Origin of the sequence: Moorena sp. SIO4G3, from assembly GCF_010692305.1 — a bacterium.
In the GTDB taxonomy this organism is placed as follows: Bacteria; Cyanobacteriota; Cyanobacteriia; order Cyanobacteriales; family Coleofasciculaceae; genus Moorena; species Moorena producens_A.
Genome location: NZ_JAAHIG010000062.1, coordinates 1 through 14,873, shown reverse-complemented (window position 1 = coordinate 14,873; position 14,873 = coordinate 1). Strand labels below are relative to the sequence as shown.

Sequence of the window (14,873 nt, the reverse complement as noted above, 5' to 3'; positions counted from 1 at the left end):
AATGAACAAAAAAAAAGTTGAAGCAATTTATCCTCTTTCTCCTTCACAACAAGGTATGCTCTTTGAGACTCTTGCCTATCCAGAATCAGGCATACACATTGAGCAGATGGTTTTGAACTTACAAGGAGATTTAGACCAACTGGCTTGGGAAAGAGCCTGGAAGTTTGTCATAGAGCGACACTCAATCCTAAGAACAGGCTTTGTCTGGAAGAACCAAGACCAACCCGCTCAGTTTGTGCTACAGACGGTAAAGATACCACTGGAAAAAGAAGACTGGCAAGGGCTTTCACCTCTCCAGCAAGAAGAGAAATTAGCCAACTATCTTGAGACAAAACTTCATGGTGGTTTTAACCTTACTCAAGTGCCACTTATGAAGTTTGCCCTGTTTCAAGTTACTAAGGATGACTATCGGTTCGTCTGGACATTTCATCACATTCTCTTGGATGGATGGTCTTTAGGGATAATTTTGCAGGAAGTACTGAAGTCTTATTCACAGTTGAGTAGGGATCAAAACTTATCACTAACACCAAGTCATCCTTATCGGAACTATATTAGTTGGTTACAACAGCAGCATTTATCGGAAGCTCAAACTTTTTGGCAAGGCAGATTAGAAGGATTTACTAATCCAACTTCACTGGGGAAGAGTGTTTCAGTAGATAGTTATTCTGTGCTAGAAAAAATTTATGGTCAGGAAACAGCTTACTTATCAGCCTTAGCGACTACAAAGCTACAATCTTTAGTGAAGGAAAATCATCTTACTTTAAATATTTTTTTACAAGGGGTATGGGCCTTGTTGTTGAGTCGCTATAGCGGGGAATTAGATGTAGTTTTTGGAGCTTCTGTATCTGGTCGTCCACCTGATATTTCAGGTATCGAATCAATGGTAGGAATATTTATTAATACTGTGCCAATACGTTGCAAAATAGTTCCTGATGCCTCAATTTTGTACTGGTTGCAAGAGATACAACATCAACAGTTCCAACAAAAATCTTATGAATACTGTTCCCAAGGTCAAATTCACGATTGGAGTGAATTATCAACTTCTTTGCCTATGTACGAAAGCATTTTTGTTTTGGAGAATTATCCCGTAAATGAATCAGTAGAACAATTTTTCAATCTCAACATTAGCCTAAATAAATCGTTTTCTGTAGGAGCAAAAACTAATTATCCCCTTAGCATCCTTGCTATCCCAGGTTCACAGTTAGAGTTGACGATTATTTACAATAAACATCGATTTGAAAGTCCTGGTATTATTCAAATTCTTGAACATTTTTTGAATGTGTTGGAAAGGATTATTGAGCAACCACAACAAGACCTTTTTTCCATAAAAAATATAATTCCGGTAGATCAAATTCCAGAGGTAAAACAAGAACAAAAATTGGAGAAAAGGCATTTACCAGAAAATTTTGTTCTTCCTCGCGATCCTGTAGAAAAGAAATTGGTTAAAATTTGGTCAGAAATTATAGACATAGAATTAGTGGGGGTTAAAGACAATTTTTTCGATCTTGGAGGTCATTCCATTTTAGCTTTTCGTTTAATGGCTAACATTGAGACAGTCTTTGGGGAAACTTTCCCTTTATCAACTTTATTCCAAGGTCAAACTATTGAGGAATTGGCAGCGATTATCCGTCAGGAAACAGATTCTGTTTCTTGGTCTTCTCTTGTTCCTATTCAAACTGGAGGTAAAAAACCACCTTTCTTTTGTGTTCCAGGAGGTGGGGGTAATGTAATATACTTTTCTCATTTAGCACGCTATCTAGATCGAGACCAACCTTTCTATGGTCTGCAAGCAGTAGGTTTGGATGGAGTATCAGAACCTTATACAAAAATTGAGGATATAGCTGCCCATTACATTAAAGAAATACAATCTATTCAACCTCATGGCCCTTATCTTTTAGGGGGTCATTCGTTTGGAAGTTTTATCGCTTTTGAGATGGCTCAAAAGTTACAAAAGCAAAGTCAGGAAGTAGCTTTACTTGCTATTATTGATAATTCTGCACCGATGCCTGAGAACAAGATACAAAGTCTTGGTTGGAACGATGCTATGTGGTTAACTTTTATAGGTAAGTTCCTAGGATACCTATTTGGTAAAGAACTAGAAGTATCCTACGAAGCACTTGAACAACTTACTCCAGATAATCAGTTAAACTTCCTCTACAAACAATTGCAACAAATCAATTTTTTTTCTCCTGAAACTGATACCAAGCAGATTAATCAAATTCGTGCTTTTGTGAGAGTTTTTAAGGCAAATTGCCTATTTTCTTATTTTCCACAAGAGATTTATCCTACTAGAATTGCTTTGTTCCGAGGAAGTGATGATGTACCAGAGACAATTCTTAGTAAGGAGACTTCTGAATTTCTTCGTCCTGAAAATATGAGCGATCCAGCTTTGGGATGGGAGCCATTTTCTGATGGGTTAGTCGAGATTTATGAAGTTCCAGGCGACCACATCTCAATGATGGCAGAACCTCATGTTCAGGTTTTAGCTCAAAAACTGATGGCCTGCATTGAACAAGCACAAGTGAAAGGCAAATAATCAGGACTTACGCAAGGGCACTATATAGGGGGCATCCTGGGGGCAGGGCGGTTTAATTCTAACAAAACCCAAAGCCTATACCCTTAGTGGTGCAGAGGGCGTTGCTTAATAATGGCATGATTTTAAGAGTAGGTGCGCGCCTCCTAGGGCGAGTAAATCGCCCTAGGAGGCGCGCACCTGTAGAATAGGCATCTTGCCTGTTCAAGATATATTGGGGCAGGCAGGATGTCTACTCCACTCCTATTGATTCAAAGATTCAGCAACGCTGTTTATCAGCTTACCACTTCAAAAATGCTGCTTCTACCCCTTGTTCTCGTCGAATCTTACTATCCTTCTCAAACCAATCGATGATCTGCTGATGGGTCAACTCTTCCATGGCTACCCCAGTATCTTGTGAAATGTGCTTCAACAGTCTGAGGGAGGAAATCGTTAAACGAGTTAAGAATTTCTCTGGGGAAGAGAGCAATGCTTGGTCTACATCAGCGGATTCTTCCGGAGTTAAGAATTGGATTGAGGATTGCTGGGAATCAGCCATAAGGGTTTTCAAGGATTACTATAGCAATTCTATGACTTGTGAGGTACAAATTTCTGGTTTTTAGGGACTTCGGAGCAGGGAGCAGGGAGCAGGTAAGAGGGAAAAGGGAAGAGGAACCCACCCCTAACCCCTCCCAGGAGGGGAAGTGAGGGAAGAGGTAAAAAATAATGTGTACCTCATGAGTCCTAGAAACGCTATATATAATTTGTAAGCTGATAGCTTACAGCCTTAGTTATTGGCATGTTAGTTATTTGCTGGCCCTTTAATTAAATAGCCGCACTGATGCTCTCCATTATTCAGCCAGTGAGTACGCTCCACTGTACAATCTGGCAATACGGCGGCAAACATTTCCAATTCATGACCACAGACACTGGGGTAAGATTCGGCAACGTTGGAAATAGCACAATTGTATTCGGTTAAGATATACTGCTCCCTAACGCCATTATTTAAATTACCATTATCTAGGGTGTGCCACTCTGCCATATAACCTTCTAGTCTACGCAGTTCTACTAACTTGGCTACTCGCTCTCGCACTGTACCATTCCCGATACACTCCCGGTATTCTTGAGCTTTACGTTGCCATTGCTTTTGTAGAATCGTGCTAGTCTGCTCACGACCTAAGGTTTCTGTCATGGTATCGAGCAGGGAAACGGAAAACTCTCCGTAATGATGGGGAAAGCGATCGCGTCCTTGGGGAGAGAGGTGATAAATATGTTGAGGACGCCCCATACCACTTTGAACAGCTTTGTATTCAATTAGCCCTTCTGCCTCCAATTCTTTGAGATGACGTCGAATAGCTTGGGGGCTAACCCCTATGGCTGTGGCTAACTCCTGGGCTCTTGCTCGATCCTGTTTGAGGAGATATTGTAGGATGTCTCGCTTGGTGGAAGTTTGCTGAGTAGGCATCATGGGCTTCGGAGTTGGGAATGGGGTAACAGGGGAAGGGCACTCAGGCTTGCCTTTGGTGCTTGTTATGACCGTTATTACTATTAAATCTAAATTCCCTTGACTTTAACAACATGTTTGTTGTTAATATAACCTACAATAGAGTTAAACAACAAAAACGTTGTTTTAATCCACCCAGTAACCAGATCATATCCCGTGGGCATGAGGAAGCACTATATTATAGTTGTAACCGAAGAAAAAAGCAAGCCGCTGTCTTGATGCAGTCGCTAGCCGGAGTCTACAACCTCTAACCTTCCAAGCTGCCAACCTATTCTACGGGAAAGTCAAAGGCGAACAAACTATCACTGTGTTTGTAACTCCACTGAATCCTTAATGATAAGAGAGCACTAAATCAATGACTGCCACTGTCAAGACATTAGTCAACCAGCCCTATAAGTACGGCTTTGTTACAGATATTGAAGCGGATACCATTCCTCGTGGACTCAATGAGGATATTATCCGTCTGATTTCGGCTAAGAAAAACGAACCCGAGTTCATGCTGGAGTTTCGCCTGAAGGCGTATCGACAATGGCAGAAAATGACCGAGCCAACCTGGCCCCATGTCACCTATCCTCCCATTGACTACCAAAAAATTATCTACTACTCAGCACCCAAACAGACGAAGGAAAAACTCAATAGCCTGGATGAAGTTGACCCAGCTTTACTGGAAACCTTTGATAAATTAGGTATTTCCCTATCTGAGCAAAAGCGGCTGGCTAATGTAGCAGTGGATGCCATCTTTGATAGTGTCTCGATCGCCACTACCTTCAAAGACAAGCTGGCTGAGTCGGGGGTAATTTTCTGCTCAATCTCGGAAGCTTTGCAAGAACACCCAGAGTTAGTGCGAAAATACCTGGGTAGTGTTGTTCCTGTGGCAGATAATTACTTTGCTGCTCTCAATTCAGCTGTTTTCAGTGATGGTTCCTTTGTCTATATTCCCAAAGGAGTCAAGTGCCCGATGGAACTGTCCACCTATTTCCGGATTAATAATGGAGACACTGGACAGTTCGAGCGTACCCTAATTGTGGCGGAAGAAGGGAGCAATGTTAGTTACCTAGAAGGCTGCACTGCGCCGATGTACGATAGCAACCAGCTGCACGCAGCTGTGGTGGAACTGGTTGCCCTGGACAATGCTGAGATTAAATACTCCACCGTCCAAAACTGGTTCGCTGGGGATAAAAATGGTAAAGGTGGGATTTACAACTTTGTTACCAAGCGGGGATTGTGCAAGGGAGTAAATTCAAAGATTTCCTGGACTCAGGTAGAAACTGGTTCTGCCATTACTTGGAAGTATCCCAGTTGTGTTCTAGTGGGTGACAATTCCATTGGTGAATTCTACTCTGTTGCTCTAACCAACAATCTCCAACAAGCGGACACAGGTACCAAGATGGTACATATCGGTAAAAATACTCGCAGCACCATCATTTCTAAGGGGATTTCTGCTGGTAAGTCCAAAAATAGCTACCGGGGTCTAGTGAAAATTGGTCCCAAGGCAAAGGGGGCGCGGAACTATTCCCAGTGTGATTCCATGTTGATTGGGGATACGGCTGAGGCGAATACGTTTCCCTACATTCAAGTCCAGAACAACATGGGCAAAGTCGAACACGAAGCCTCAACTTCCAAAATCGGTGAAGACCAGCTATTTTTCTTCGCTCAACGAGGGATTTCAGAAGAAGATGCCATCTCCATGATGGTCAGTGGCTTCTGTAAAGATGTCTTCAATGAACTTCCCATGGAATTTGCTGCTGAAGCAGATAAACTTTTAAGCCTGAAGCTCGAAGGCACAGTCGGATAAATAAGGTTAGCAGGTGGTTAGCAGGTGGTTAGCAGGTGGTTAGCAGGTTGAAGGTTGAAGGTTGAAGGTTGAAGGTTGGGAGGTTGAAGGTTGAATGTTGAAGGTTGGGAGGTTGAAGGTTGAAGGTTGAAGGTTAGCAGGTTGGAGGTTAGTTTGTTGGAGGTTAGTTTGTTGGAGGTTAGCAGGTTGTTCGCGTAGCGTGGCCAAAGGCCAAGGTTAGCAGGTTGTTCGCGTAGCGTGGCCAAAGGCCAAAGTTAGTTTGTTGTTCCCGTAGCGTGGCCTTTTGGCCAAGGTTAGCAGGTTGTTCGCCCAAGGCATTCGAGTAGGGTAGGTTAGGTTGTTGTTCGCGTAGCGTGGCCTTTTGGCCAAGGTTTCTAGATTAAAACGTTCAACGTTCAACCTGATAAAAGTCAACTAATATTCCACCTGATCACCTTTAAGCTTAAACCTAAAACCTGATAACATTCAACCTTCAACCTAATAACATTCAACCTTCAACCTTTAACCTTAAACCTGCTAACAACCTGCTAACATTAAACCTTCAACCTTCAACCTTAAACCTGATAACATTAAACCTTAAATCTGATAACATTAAACCTGATAACAACACTTCTGGGATAAAGCATTTATTATCAAATCAAAATGATTAGTGAAACTAGTGAAATAATATTGTCTGTTCGGGATTTGACGGCAGATGTGGATGGTAACCAGATTCTGAAGGGATTGAATCTGGAAGTTAAGGCGGGGGAAATCCATGCGATTATGGGACCGAATGGTTCTGGTAAGAGTACTTTGTCTAAGGTATTAGCAGGTCATCCAGCCTATGATGTCACAGGAGGCGAGGTAAGTTTCTTAGGGCAAAATCTGTTAGAAATGGAGCCGGAGGAACGCTCTTTAGCTGGGGTATTTCTGGCGTTTCAGTATCCATTGGAAATTCCTGGTGTCAGTAATTTAGATTTCTTGCGGGTGGCTTACAATTCCCGTCGCAAGCACAAGGGATTGGAAGAAATTGATACATTTGATTTTGAGGATTTAGTTGAAGAAAAGCTGGAAATTGTTAAAATGAATCCCAGCTTTCTAGAGCGTAGTCTAAATGAAGGCTTCTCTGGAGGAGAAAAGAAGCGGAATGAGATTCTCCAAATGGCACTTCTAGAACCTAAGCTGGGGATTTTGGATGAAACGGATTCTGGCTTGGATATTGATGCCCTCAAGATTGTGGCCAATGGGGTGAATCAATTGGCAAGTGCTGAGAATGCCATGATTTTGATTACTCACTACCAACGTTTACTGAATTATATCGAGCCGGATTTTGTTCATGTAATGGCAGATGGCCGTATCCTCAGGACTGGTAGCAAGGAGTTGGCTCTAGAGTTGGAATCCCGTGGTTATGACTGGGTGCTAGAAGACGAGACTGCTGAGGTGAGTGTCTAATGACTATGGAAGTTTCTGTAAAACCGGAGGTTTCTTATTTGTCGGCACTGCTAGAGCAATGTCGCCAGGATAATCCAGTTGAGATGGATTGGTTACAAGAGCTAAGTAACCACGCTAGGGGGATTGCTCAGGAGTTGGCGATTCCCACCACTAAAGATGAGGAATGGCGGTTTACAGATTTATCGCCACTGTTGCAGGAGACCTTTGAGGCTGCTGTAGCTGTTGATACAAAAACCTTGGATATTAGTCCGGTAGTTTTGCCAGAGGCGGTTAACAGCAGATTAGTATTTGTGAATGGGATTTATGCCCCTGAGCTATCCTCTGTGGCTGGGTTGCCTGAAGGGGTCTTTGTGGGGAATTTGGCTGAGTTGCCATCAGAGTATCAGAGTCGAATTGCTGATTATTTGGGGAAGCAGCAGGGAGCAACCGATGTGTTTACGCTGCTCAATACCGCTGGTTTGACTGATGTGGCAGTGATCTGGTTGCCTAGGAATACTGAGGTGACGGTTCCCATTCATCTGCTGTTTGTTTCCATGGCTGATGGGGTGCCTAGGCTGTTTCAGCCCCGTTGTTTGGTAGTGGCGGAGGCCGGTAGTCAGCTGAGTTTAGTTGAAGAGTATTGGCAAGGTCAAGAGGAAAATAGCGCCCAGGGTGTTTATTTGACCAATTCCGTGACCGAGGTATGGGTTGGGGAGAATGCCAGAGTGACTCATATCCGGGTTGATGGGGAAAGTAATCAGGCTTTCCATGTCGGCAAGAGTGCGATCGCACAAGCTCGGAATAGTTTTTATAGTTGCCATGGGGTAGCCTTTGGAGGGAGGTTGTCTCGCCATACTCTGGAGGTGTTTCAGATGGGTGAAGGGACCGAAACGATTCTAAATGGCTTGACCGCGATTAGTGAGCAACAGTTGGCAGATACTCATAGTGCGGTGATGTTGAATCATCCCAATGGGATCAGTGATCAGCTGCAAAAGTGCATTATAGATGGTAGTGCTCATGCGGTGTTTAATGGTAAGGTTAGTGTTCCTCAAGCAGCCCAGTTGACCAATGCAGCTCAGTTAAATCGTAATTTGTTGCTATCGCCCAAGGCTAGAGTTGATACCAAGCCTCAGTTGGAGATTACAGCTGATAATGTCAAATGTTCCCACGGTGCTACAGTCAGTCAGCTGGAAGCGGATGAAGTCTTCTATTTGCAAAGTCGTGGACTAAAGGAAACCGATGCCCGTAACCTGTTGATTGATGCCTTTGTAGCAGAAATACTCAATCAAATTCCCCTAGCTTCTCTTCGTCAAAGACTTTCGGAAACAGTCATAAGTTCAAAACGGGAACGGAATAACGTTCAACAGTAACATGACCTTAACTCAAGAAAAAACCATTGCTGATCAAGTCCGGGCTGACTTCCCTATTTTGCACCAGGAGGTTAACGGTAAACCGCTGATTTACTTCGATAATGGGGCTACTGCCCAGAAACCGGTAGCAGTACTGGATGCGCTGCGCCACTACTACGAAATGGACAATGCTAATGTTCACCGAGGTGTCCATACCCTTAGCACTAGAGCGACAGACGGTTATGAGGGGGCACGGGATAAGGTAGCTAGTTTTGTAAATGCCCAGTCACGACAAGAGATTGTCTTTACCCGCAATGCTTCGGAAGCGATTAACTTAGTGGCTTACAGCTGGGGTTTGGAAAATCTGCACCAGGGAGATGAAATTATTCTCTCGGTGATGGAACACCACAGCAATCTGGTGCCTTGGCAAATTATTGCTCAGAAAACTGGAGCAATACTAAAGTATGTGGGATTGAAGGAGACTCAGGAGTTTGATTTACAACAGTTCCGACAGCTGATTTCTGAGAAAACCAAACTGGTAAGTGTGGTTCATGTCTCGAATACTTTGGGATGTATTAATCCCGTAGACGACATTATTGCGATCGCACACGACTATGGCGCTAGGGTAATGATTGATGCTTGCCAAAGTATCCCCCATATGCCCATTGATGTCCAAGCTATGAATTGTGATTGGCTAGTGGCATCGGGTCATAAAATGTGTGCTTCCACGGGGATTGGTTTTCTGTATGGGAAACTGGACTTACTCCAAGCCATGCCTCCATTTTTAGGTGGTGGTGAAATGATTGCCGAAGTATTTCTGGATCACTCCACCTATGGGGATTTACCCCATAAATTTGAAGCAGGTACACCAGCCATTGCTCAAGCGATCGCACTTGGTGCTGCGGTAGACTATTTGACTGGCTTGGGTATGGATACTATCCATAGCTATGAAGAGGAATTAACCGCTTATTTGTTTAAGCAGTTGCAAGAAATTCCCGATCTAATACTTTATGGTCCCCAACCAACAATAGATGGGAAAGGTAGGGCAGCCTTAGCAACATTTAATGTTAAAGGATTGGATGCTAGTGATGTATCTACGCTTTTGGATCAAGACGGTGTAGCAATTCGTTCTGGAAATCATTGTACTCAACCCTTGCACCATCGTTTAGGAGTCACTGGTACAGCACGAGCTAGTTTGTATTTTTATAATACTTTTGAAGAGATTGATCGGTTTATTGTGGCGTTGAAAGAAACAATTGAGTTTTTCAGAAGTGCTATGGATTGAATCTAGCAATTTGGGTGAGGTACTTTTGTTCTAGGTTTTAGGTTCTAGGTTTTAGGTTTTAGGTTTTAGGCAATAGGCAATAGGCAATAGGCAATAGGCAATAGGCAATAGGCAATAGGCAATAGGGAAAAAAATTTGTACCTCATTAGGCTATAAAATGCTATATAGCAATCCTCAATGAATTGTTAGAATTTATAAACATAAGTTTCCTGCTCCCTGCTCCCTGCTCCCTGCTCCCTGCTCCCTGCTCCCTGCTCCCTATTCCCTATTCCCTATCAGCCATCAAAGCATTTTGATATGGTTTTCCCGTTGCCAGATAAATACATAGACCTGCTCACGGATTTCGGGTTTAAACGTGTCTTTGGCACTGAGCCAAACAAGGCACTGTTGATGGACGAAGTCCCGCTTTCAGCGATCGACTTCTTGAATACTCTGTTGCCTCCCCATCATCACCTGAAAGATGTTACCTTTAAGAATCCAGAGTTTTTGGGCAATACTTTCGTGGATCGAAGGGCTATTTTTGATATTTATTGTCAGAGCGAGACTGGTGAACGGTTCATCGTAGAAATGCAGAAGGCTAAGCAAAATTTGTTTAAGGATAGAAGTGTCTATTATTCTACTTTCCCGATCCAAGAACAGGCGCAACAGGGATTTTGGAACTATGAGCTCACGGCAGTTTATACGGTTGGCATTCTAGATTTTGTATTTGATGACCACAAGCACGAGTCGGAACTGCTACATGTAGTGGAGTTGAAAAATCAGCACTGTGAGGTGTTCTACGATAAGCTCAAGTTTATTTATGTTGAGCTACCCAAATTCACCAAGTCTCTTGATGAGTTGGAGTCCCATTTTGACAAGTGGTTATTTTTATTCAAACACCTAGCCCAGCTGAATGAACCCCCATTACCGTTGCAAGAGGATGTGTTTGCCCAGTTATTTGATGTGGCAGAAATTGCCAATTTCTCATCTGCGGAGCAAGCGCTGTATCAGGATAGCCTGAAGGTCTACCGGGATATGTACAATGTTACCCAAACCTTGATTGATGAAACCTTGGAACAGCGATGCAGCGCGGTCTTGGGGGTTTCCCCCATGAGCGACTGCATCAAGACAAGGCATAGAACAAGGTATCAAACAAGGTAGACAACAAGGTAGAGCAGAAGGTAGACAGGAAGAAAAACAGCAGATTGCTAAGCAGATGAAGGCCGCAGGGTTACCTGCTCAGGATATTGCCCAATATACAGGGTTGAGTATGGATGAGATTGATCTGTTGTAGGTTTAAATTGCTTCAAAGAGTTATGCCCCGTCTCTTTGGCATTAAGATTTTCTCTTTAATAAGTGCGATGCTGCAAAGCAGCCGCCAAAGGCGATGAAGCGTTCCCAAAGCGTGGCCATTCGCTTAGCGTGGCCGAAAGGCCAAGGTCTCAGCTTCCGCGCTTGTGCGATCGTGTTATACTAAGTCAAAAAATCTAATCAAAGAAACGTAATTAATCATGATAGCAAATACCACTAAGCGAAAATCGACTCATATAAAAAATTAAAAAACTGTCCCTTGAACAAATCAAAAATAAGACAGGATCTAGAAACCACAAGGAGTGGAAATTCCTAGCCCTATGCGAACCTGCCTAGATAAAATTCAAAAGAAGTCAACATTAGCCGATATAATGAAATCATTAAAGGACTATAAAATTATTTTACGTCCAGATGACAACGGAACTTTTGTCGCCTATATTCCAGCGATTAAAGGATGTCATGCCTGGGGAGAAACTCCTGAGGAAGCCCTCTGTGAATTAAATCCTGTTTTTGAGATGATTCAAGAAGAATACCTCGAAGAAGGCAAAATTTTACCTGATGATGTCGAGGTAACTGTTTTTCATGCCAGCTAAAGCTAAAACCTTAGAAAAAGTGGCTAAAAAATTAGGCTTTCAGAAAGTTCGTCAAAAAGGAAGTCATGCCCGTTGGAAGCATCCGGATGGACGGTCAACCACTATTCCTGTTCATGGTAATGCTGAGATTGGAAGTTGGTTATTTCGAGAAATACTGAAGCAGTTAGGGATTAGTGAGAAGGAATTTGATCAACTCAAATAAGTTCCATCGCTAGAAAAATATATCTGGTTAATCACATAGGGTCAAAGTGTGTAAAACTAACCATCAAGATGAATAAACATATAACCACCGCCAACCTTATGAAGGAAGAGGCGCGATCGCCCTTATTTCTCAACAACTCTTATCTCTTGACCTGATGTAGCAACACCACCTGAAATGATTTTTGCCCTTAAGCCACAGCGACCTACCATTTGAGACAGGACTTCTTGGCCAAGGAATTTAGCCAGATGAGAGCAAGGTTCACAATACCTAATACCCTCAAGTACAACATCACCGATTAAAAATTTTTTCCCTATCAAGGGATTCAATTTGATTCCTTGAGTTATGACATTTCGGCGAAATGAGCCATAGGTGAGATTCAATCCATTATCACTATTAAATTTATCGATCTCTTCTGATTCAATTAATGTGACTTGATAATCAGGAGTTCCCGACAATTCACTGGAGAATGTACCCTTGCCAAGGAAATACCGATCTCCTTCGATTCCCTCACCCGTTATAAATTTCAATGATTCAGCCTGAATCATTTCCGACTCAGCCTCACTGCAATAATACAAACTATAAATAGAACTCATTTTGGGTCACGGCTTGTGCATATCGATAAGTAAAACTTTTCTTTTTTCCCACAAAATATAAAGTTCCACTAAAAGGCTTTTGACAGAGTGCATCTCAGTTTTGTAAGACTCAAGTTGAAAATCGCCCGTTGAGTTAGGCACCTGGTTGACTGACAAAAAGTGAAGTCAAAAGTGCTCAACTCTTTATCTGTAAAGGAGTTGCCAGACTTGACAAAGCGTGATTGGGAGCCAGCATTCGTTCGGACAGAAACCACTCTTACCATAGGAATGCTGTGAAAAAAACTCCTGAATCTATAATGCGTTGAAGACCTGGATAGGTCAACCCTGTAAGTGGGCAGATCTGACCCACCTGACGACCTGTTTATAGATGCTGTCTGCCCTGATCCAGACAGGGGAGGTGAAGCAAGACCCGTTGGATTCCCGTTCGTCCCATGGTTCGGCCAATATCCCCAAAGCAAACAGCGTCGGATGCAGCGTTGGCTGCCATTTTGTCCGGATTAACATCCATGGCCAAAAGGCCACGCTAAGCGAACAATTGTATAAACCTTTGATCCAGGCAGCCTTAGCACTCACCGTTCGCTAATTTTTGCTAACTGGAGTGGATCAAAAAGGATAAAAAGCTTGCCCAGTAAATAGTTGAGCGAAATCAGCTACTTCATTATAGTTTATATCCACGCGGGATACTGTGGTAGACATGCAAGCCCATTCCAGATATTTTCGCCTGGACAATCTACCTTAAATGCCGATAATCCCCCTTCAAGGCACTTCACCTGTATACTTTGTCAAAATCTTTCTGATTCTCCGGTCGCTATACTTACGTTTCCAGAACGGATCAAACAGGTAGGTAGCTTCCTGAAGTTGTTAGAGAGGAAGCTGAGGCCGTAGGCCACGCTTTGCGAACGCTTCCGGAGCGTAGCGTGGCCTATGACCAATCGCCTTTGGCTGTGCGTAGCCCATCACAGGGGTGGGACAGTAGCAGGGTTTTGAGGGAACCTATGTGCCCAAGTAAATTTATTCCTACGTAAGTATTTCCGGAATCCTGATTCATCGACTGTAGTTTACATCACTGGTAGAAAAGAATCCCCAGCCGCAGCAGCCGGGGACAAGCGCTAAAGTATGGGTTTACTGACTTATGCCTAAGGTAGCATCAGAGGTAATGGGTTGTAGGAGTGTGGATTGTGAAACCTTTGATTTTCGGGGTGTTTGGTGCTGAAAATGACCCCTTATTAATACGTTTAATGTTGTATTCATTAAATTGTATTTTTGTCAGTTATATTTTATACTAAATTGGTATTATATGAGATTTTATATGAGGTTTTATACCAATTTTGGTATTACATGAGATTTTACATGAGATTTTACATGAGGTTTTACATGAGGTTTATGAGTTTAAAAATAAATCTTTTTTATAAACTGATAACAGTTGAATAATTTCAACTCTGATTTATCGGGAATTGTAGAGGTTTAATAATGACTAAATTCGTAAAGCTGTGTTTAAGTGCAGTCATCATAGGGGTTTGCATGCTGGTTTGTTATATTCAACCAGCACAGGCAGCCGCTCCATATTGTCATTTGGTAGTAACTAACAATGGTTGTGAAACTCAAAATTTAAATGTAGGTGATGAGTTAATAATAACTCTAGAGCCAAATGTAAAAATGGTTAGTGCGAATGTAAAAAATACGAATTCCAAATATATAGGACTAGTCTACATTTACACAAATGACGTTCTAGACAGGCGGAAGTTAGTAGGTAATGGTAAGACTTCACCAACATATATTGACACGTCAAATTCGGAATACGTAACAATTAAAAATGCGAGCAATAATGGAATAGTAATGGAAGTGAGCGATGTCAATGGCTATAATAGTTGGTGATGTATGATCCAGTAAACCAAGTAAGTTTGCACTTGTTCCCCAACTGCGGATGGGGATTTTTTTTGTTGGTTATTTAACGCTTAACTATGAATTGACTACTACTTTATCTCAAGTTAATAAGATACAAAAGAAAATTTTGAGGTTTTTTACAGCCATTTGGTACTACAATCATACAATTGTCAGTGCCGAACCCCCTGGTTGACTGACAAAAGTCCAGAAAGGGCGATCGCTACCCTAGGAAGAGTCCTTCTTTTCCAGTGATGGAAGGTGTTACCTTCTCAAATTGGCTACAAATGCCATATTCTGACTGGTGACTAAACTCAGACAGCATTGATATGGAAAACACCTCCCGTCTATATGATGCCCAAGTAAGCTCTATTGGGTCAATCCAAAGAATGGGCTGATATCAGGCATCTATATACCCTGGTTTGGATGGGTTTTGGGGCTAATTCACTCAGGTAGCGT

General features: G+C 42.5%; 15 protein-coding genes. 10 read left to right on the top strand and 5 right to left on the bottom strand.

Translation table 11 applies throughout. The annotated features are described in order from the left end of the window. Position 1: 1 nt before the first annotated feature. A complete protein-coding gene (locus F6J99_RS14000; RefSeq protein ID WP_293113445.1) occupies positions 2–2,536 on the top strand; it encodes an alpha/beta fold hydrolase in 2,535 nt (844 codons plus the stop codon). Between the two features lie 277 nt (positions 2,537–2,813). On the opposite strand, the gene F6J99_RS13995 is transcribed toward F6J99_RS14000, so the two are convergent. Further along, the gene (locus F6J99_RS13995; RefSeq protein ID WP_293023005.1) at positions 2,814–3,071 is read right to left on the bottom strand and encodes a hypothetical protein; all 258 of its coding nucleotides are present in this window, start codon (positions 3,069–3,071) and stop codon (positions 2,814–2,816) included. A 243-nt stretch (positions 3,072–3,314) separates the two neighbouring features. Further along, positions 3,315–3,980 (bottom strand): iron-sulfur cluster biosynthesis transcriptional regulator SufR, encoded by a 666-nt coding sequence (sufR, locus tag F6J99_RS13990; protein WP_293113444.1) that lies wholly within the window; start codon positions 3,978–3,980, stop codon positions 3,315–3,317. A gap of 391 nt (positions 3,981–4,371) precedes the next feature. On the opposite strand from sufR, the gene sufB reads away from it, so the two are divergent. Continuing rightward, positions 4,372–5,811 (top strand): Fe-S cluster assembly protein SufB, encoded by a 1,440-nt coding sequence (sufB, locus tag F6J99_RS13985; RefSeq protein ID WP_293113443.1) that lies wholly within the window; start codon positions 4,372–4,374, stop codon positions 5,809–5,811. A 17-nt stretch (positions 5,812–5,828) separates the two neighbouring features. Here the strand turns inward: sufB and F6J99_RS13980 are convergent, their stop codons facing one another. Beyond that, positions 5,829–6,056 carry a hypothetical protein gene (locus tag F6J99_RS13980; protein ID WP_293113442.1) on the bottom strand — a complete coding sequence of 76 codons (228 nt, stop codon included), beginning with the start codon at positions 6,054–6,056 and terminating at the stop codon, positions 5,829–5,831. Further along, on the bottom strand, positions 6,028–6,210 hold the full coding sequence (locus F6J99_RS13975) for a hypothetical protein (protein ID WP_293113441.1): 183 nt from the start codon (positions 6,208–6,210) through the stop codon (positions 6,028–6,030). Before F6J99_RS13975 ends, F6J99_RS13980 begins: the two co-directional genes overlap by 29 nt. 243 nt (positions 6,211–6,453) lie before the next feature. Here F6J99_RS13975 and sufC point away from each other — a divergent pair, with 243 nt between their 5' ends. From sufC to F6J99_RS13945, 6 genes are all read left to right on the top strand, one after another. Then, the gene (gene sufC, locus F6J99_RS13970) at positions 6,454–7,242 is read left to right on the top strand and encodes a Fe-S cluster assembly ATPase SufC (RefSeq protein ID WP_070392943.1); all 789 of its coding nucleotides are present in this window, start codon (positions 6,454–6,456) and stop codon (positions 7,240–7,242) included. Further along, complete coding sequence (gene sufD / locus F6J99_RS13965; protein ID WP_293113440.1) at positions 7,242–8,591, top strand: Fe-S cluster assembly protein SufD; 1,350 nt, start codon at positions 7,242–7,244, stop codon at positions 8,589–8,591. The genes sufC and sufD overlap by 1 nt, the downstream gene beginning before the upstream one ends. 1 nt (position 8,592) lies before the next feature. Continuing rightward, positions 8,593–9,855: a SufS family cysteine desulfurase gene (locus F6J99_RS13960; RefSeq protein WP_293113439.1), complete on the top strand. Its 1,263-nt coding sequence runs from the start codon at positions 8,593–8,595 to the stop codon at positions 9,853–9,855. A 309-nt stretch (positions 9,856–10,164) separates the two neighbouring features. Then, entirely contained in the window at positions 10,165–10,995 is an 831-nt protein-coding gene (locus F6J99_RS13955; protein WP_293113438.1) for an Rpn family recombination-promoting nuclease/putative transposase, read from the top strand. 452 nt (positions 10,996–11,447) lie between these two features. Beyond that, positions 11,448–11,738: a type II toxin-antitoxin system HicB family antitoxin gene (locus tag F6J99_RS13950; protein ID WP_229415300.1), complete on the top strand. Its 291-nt coding sequence runs from the start codon at positions 11,448–11,450 to the stop codon at positions 11,736–11,738. Continuing rightward, positions 11,728–11,940 (top strand): type II toxin-antitoxin system HicA family toxin, encoded by a 213-nt coding sequence (locus F6J99_RS13945; RefSeq protein ID WP_293113437.1) that lies wholly within the window; start codon positions 11,728–11,730, stop codon positions 11,938–11,940. The genes F6J99_RS13950 and F6J99_RS13945 overlap by 11 nt, the downstream gene beginning before the upstream one ends. Positions 11,941–12,062: 122 nt before the next feature. Here the strand turns inward: F6J99_RS13945 and F6J99_RS13940 are convergent, their stop codons facing one another. After that, entirely contained in the window at positions 12,063–12,485 is a 423-nt protein-coding gene (locus F6J99_RS13940; RefSeq protein ID WP_293113436.1) for an MOSC domain-containing protein, read from the bottom strand. A gap of 415 nt (positions 12,486–12,900) precedes the next feature. On the opposite strand from F6J99_RS13940, the gene F6J99_RS13935 reads away from it, so the two are divergent. Next, entirely contained in the window at positions 12,901–13,116 is a 216-nt protein-coding gene (locus tag F6J99_RS13935; RefSeq protein ID WP_293113435.1) for a hypothetical protein, read from the top strand. Between the two features lie 887 nt (positions 13,117–14,003). After that, positions 14,004–14,408, top strand: a complete 405-nt coding sequence (locus tag F6J99_RS13930; protein WP_293113434.1) for a hypothetical protein — start codon at positions 14,004–14,006, stop codon at positions 14,406–14,408. The last annotated feature ends 465 nt before the right edge of the window (positions 14,409–14,873 follow it).

Coding starts and splice junctions, on each gene's coding strand:
- F6J99_RS14000 (WP_293113445.1), top strand. CDS start 2: ATGAACAAAAAAAAAGTTGAAGCAATTTATCCTCTTTCTCCTTCACAA.
- F6J99_RS13995 (WP_293023005.1), bottom strand. CDS start 3,071: ATGGCTGATTCCCAGCAATCCTCAATCCAATTCTTAACTCCGGAAGAA.
- sufR (WP_293113444.1), bottom strand. CDS start 3,980: ATGATGCCTACTCAGCAAACTTCCACCAAGCGAGACATCCTACAATAT.
- sufB (WP_293113443.1), top strand. CDS start 4,372: ATGACTGCCACTGTCAAGACATTAGTCAACCAGCCCTATAAGTACGGC.
- sufC (WP_070392943.1), top strand. CDS start 6,454: ATGATTAGTGAAACTAGTGAAATAATATTGTCTGTTCGGGATTTGACG.
- sufD (WP_293113440.1), top strand. CDS start 7,242: ATGACTATGGAAGTTTCTGTAAAACCGGAGGTTTCTTATTTGTCGGCA.
- F6J99_RS13960 (WP_293113439.1), top strand. CDS start 8,593: ATGACCTTAACTCAAGAAAAAACCATTGCTGATCAAGTCCGGGCTGAC.
- F6J99_RS13945 (WP_293113437.1), top strand. CDS start 11,728: ATGCCAGCTAAAGCTAAAACCTTAGAAAAAGTGGCTAAAAAATTAGGC.
- F6J99_RS13940 (WP_293113436.1), bottom strand. CDS start 12,485: ATGATTCAGGCTGAATCATTGAAATTTATAACGGGTGAGGGAATCGAA.
- F6J99_RS13935 (WP_293113435.1), top strand. CDS start 12,901: ATGCTGTCTGCCCTGATCCAGACAGGGGAGGTGAAGCAAGACCCGTTG.
- F6J99_RS13930 (WP_293113434.1), top strand. CDS start 14,004: ATGACTAAATTCGTAAAGCTGTGTTTAAGTGCAGTCATCATAGGGGTT.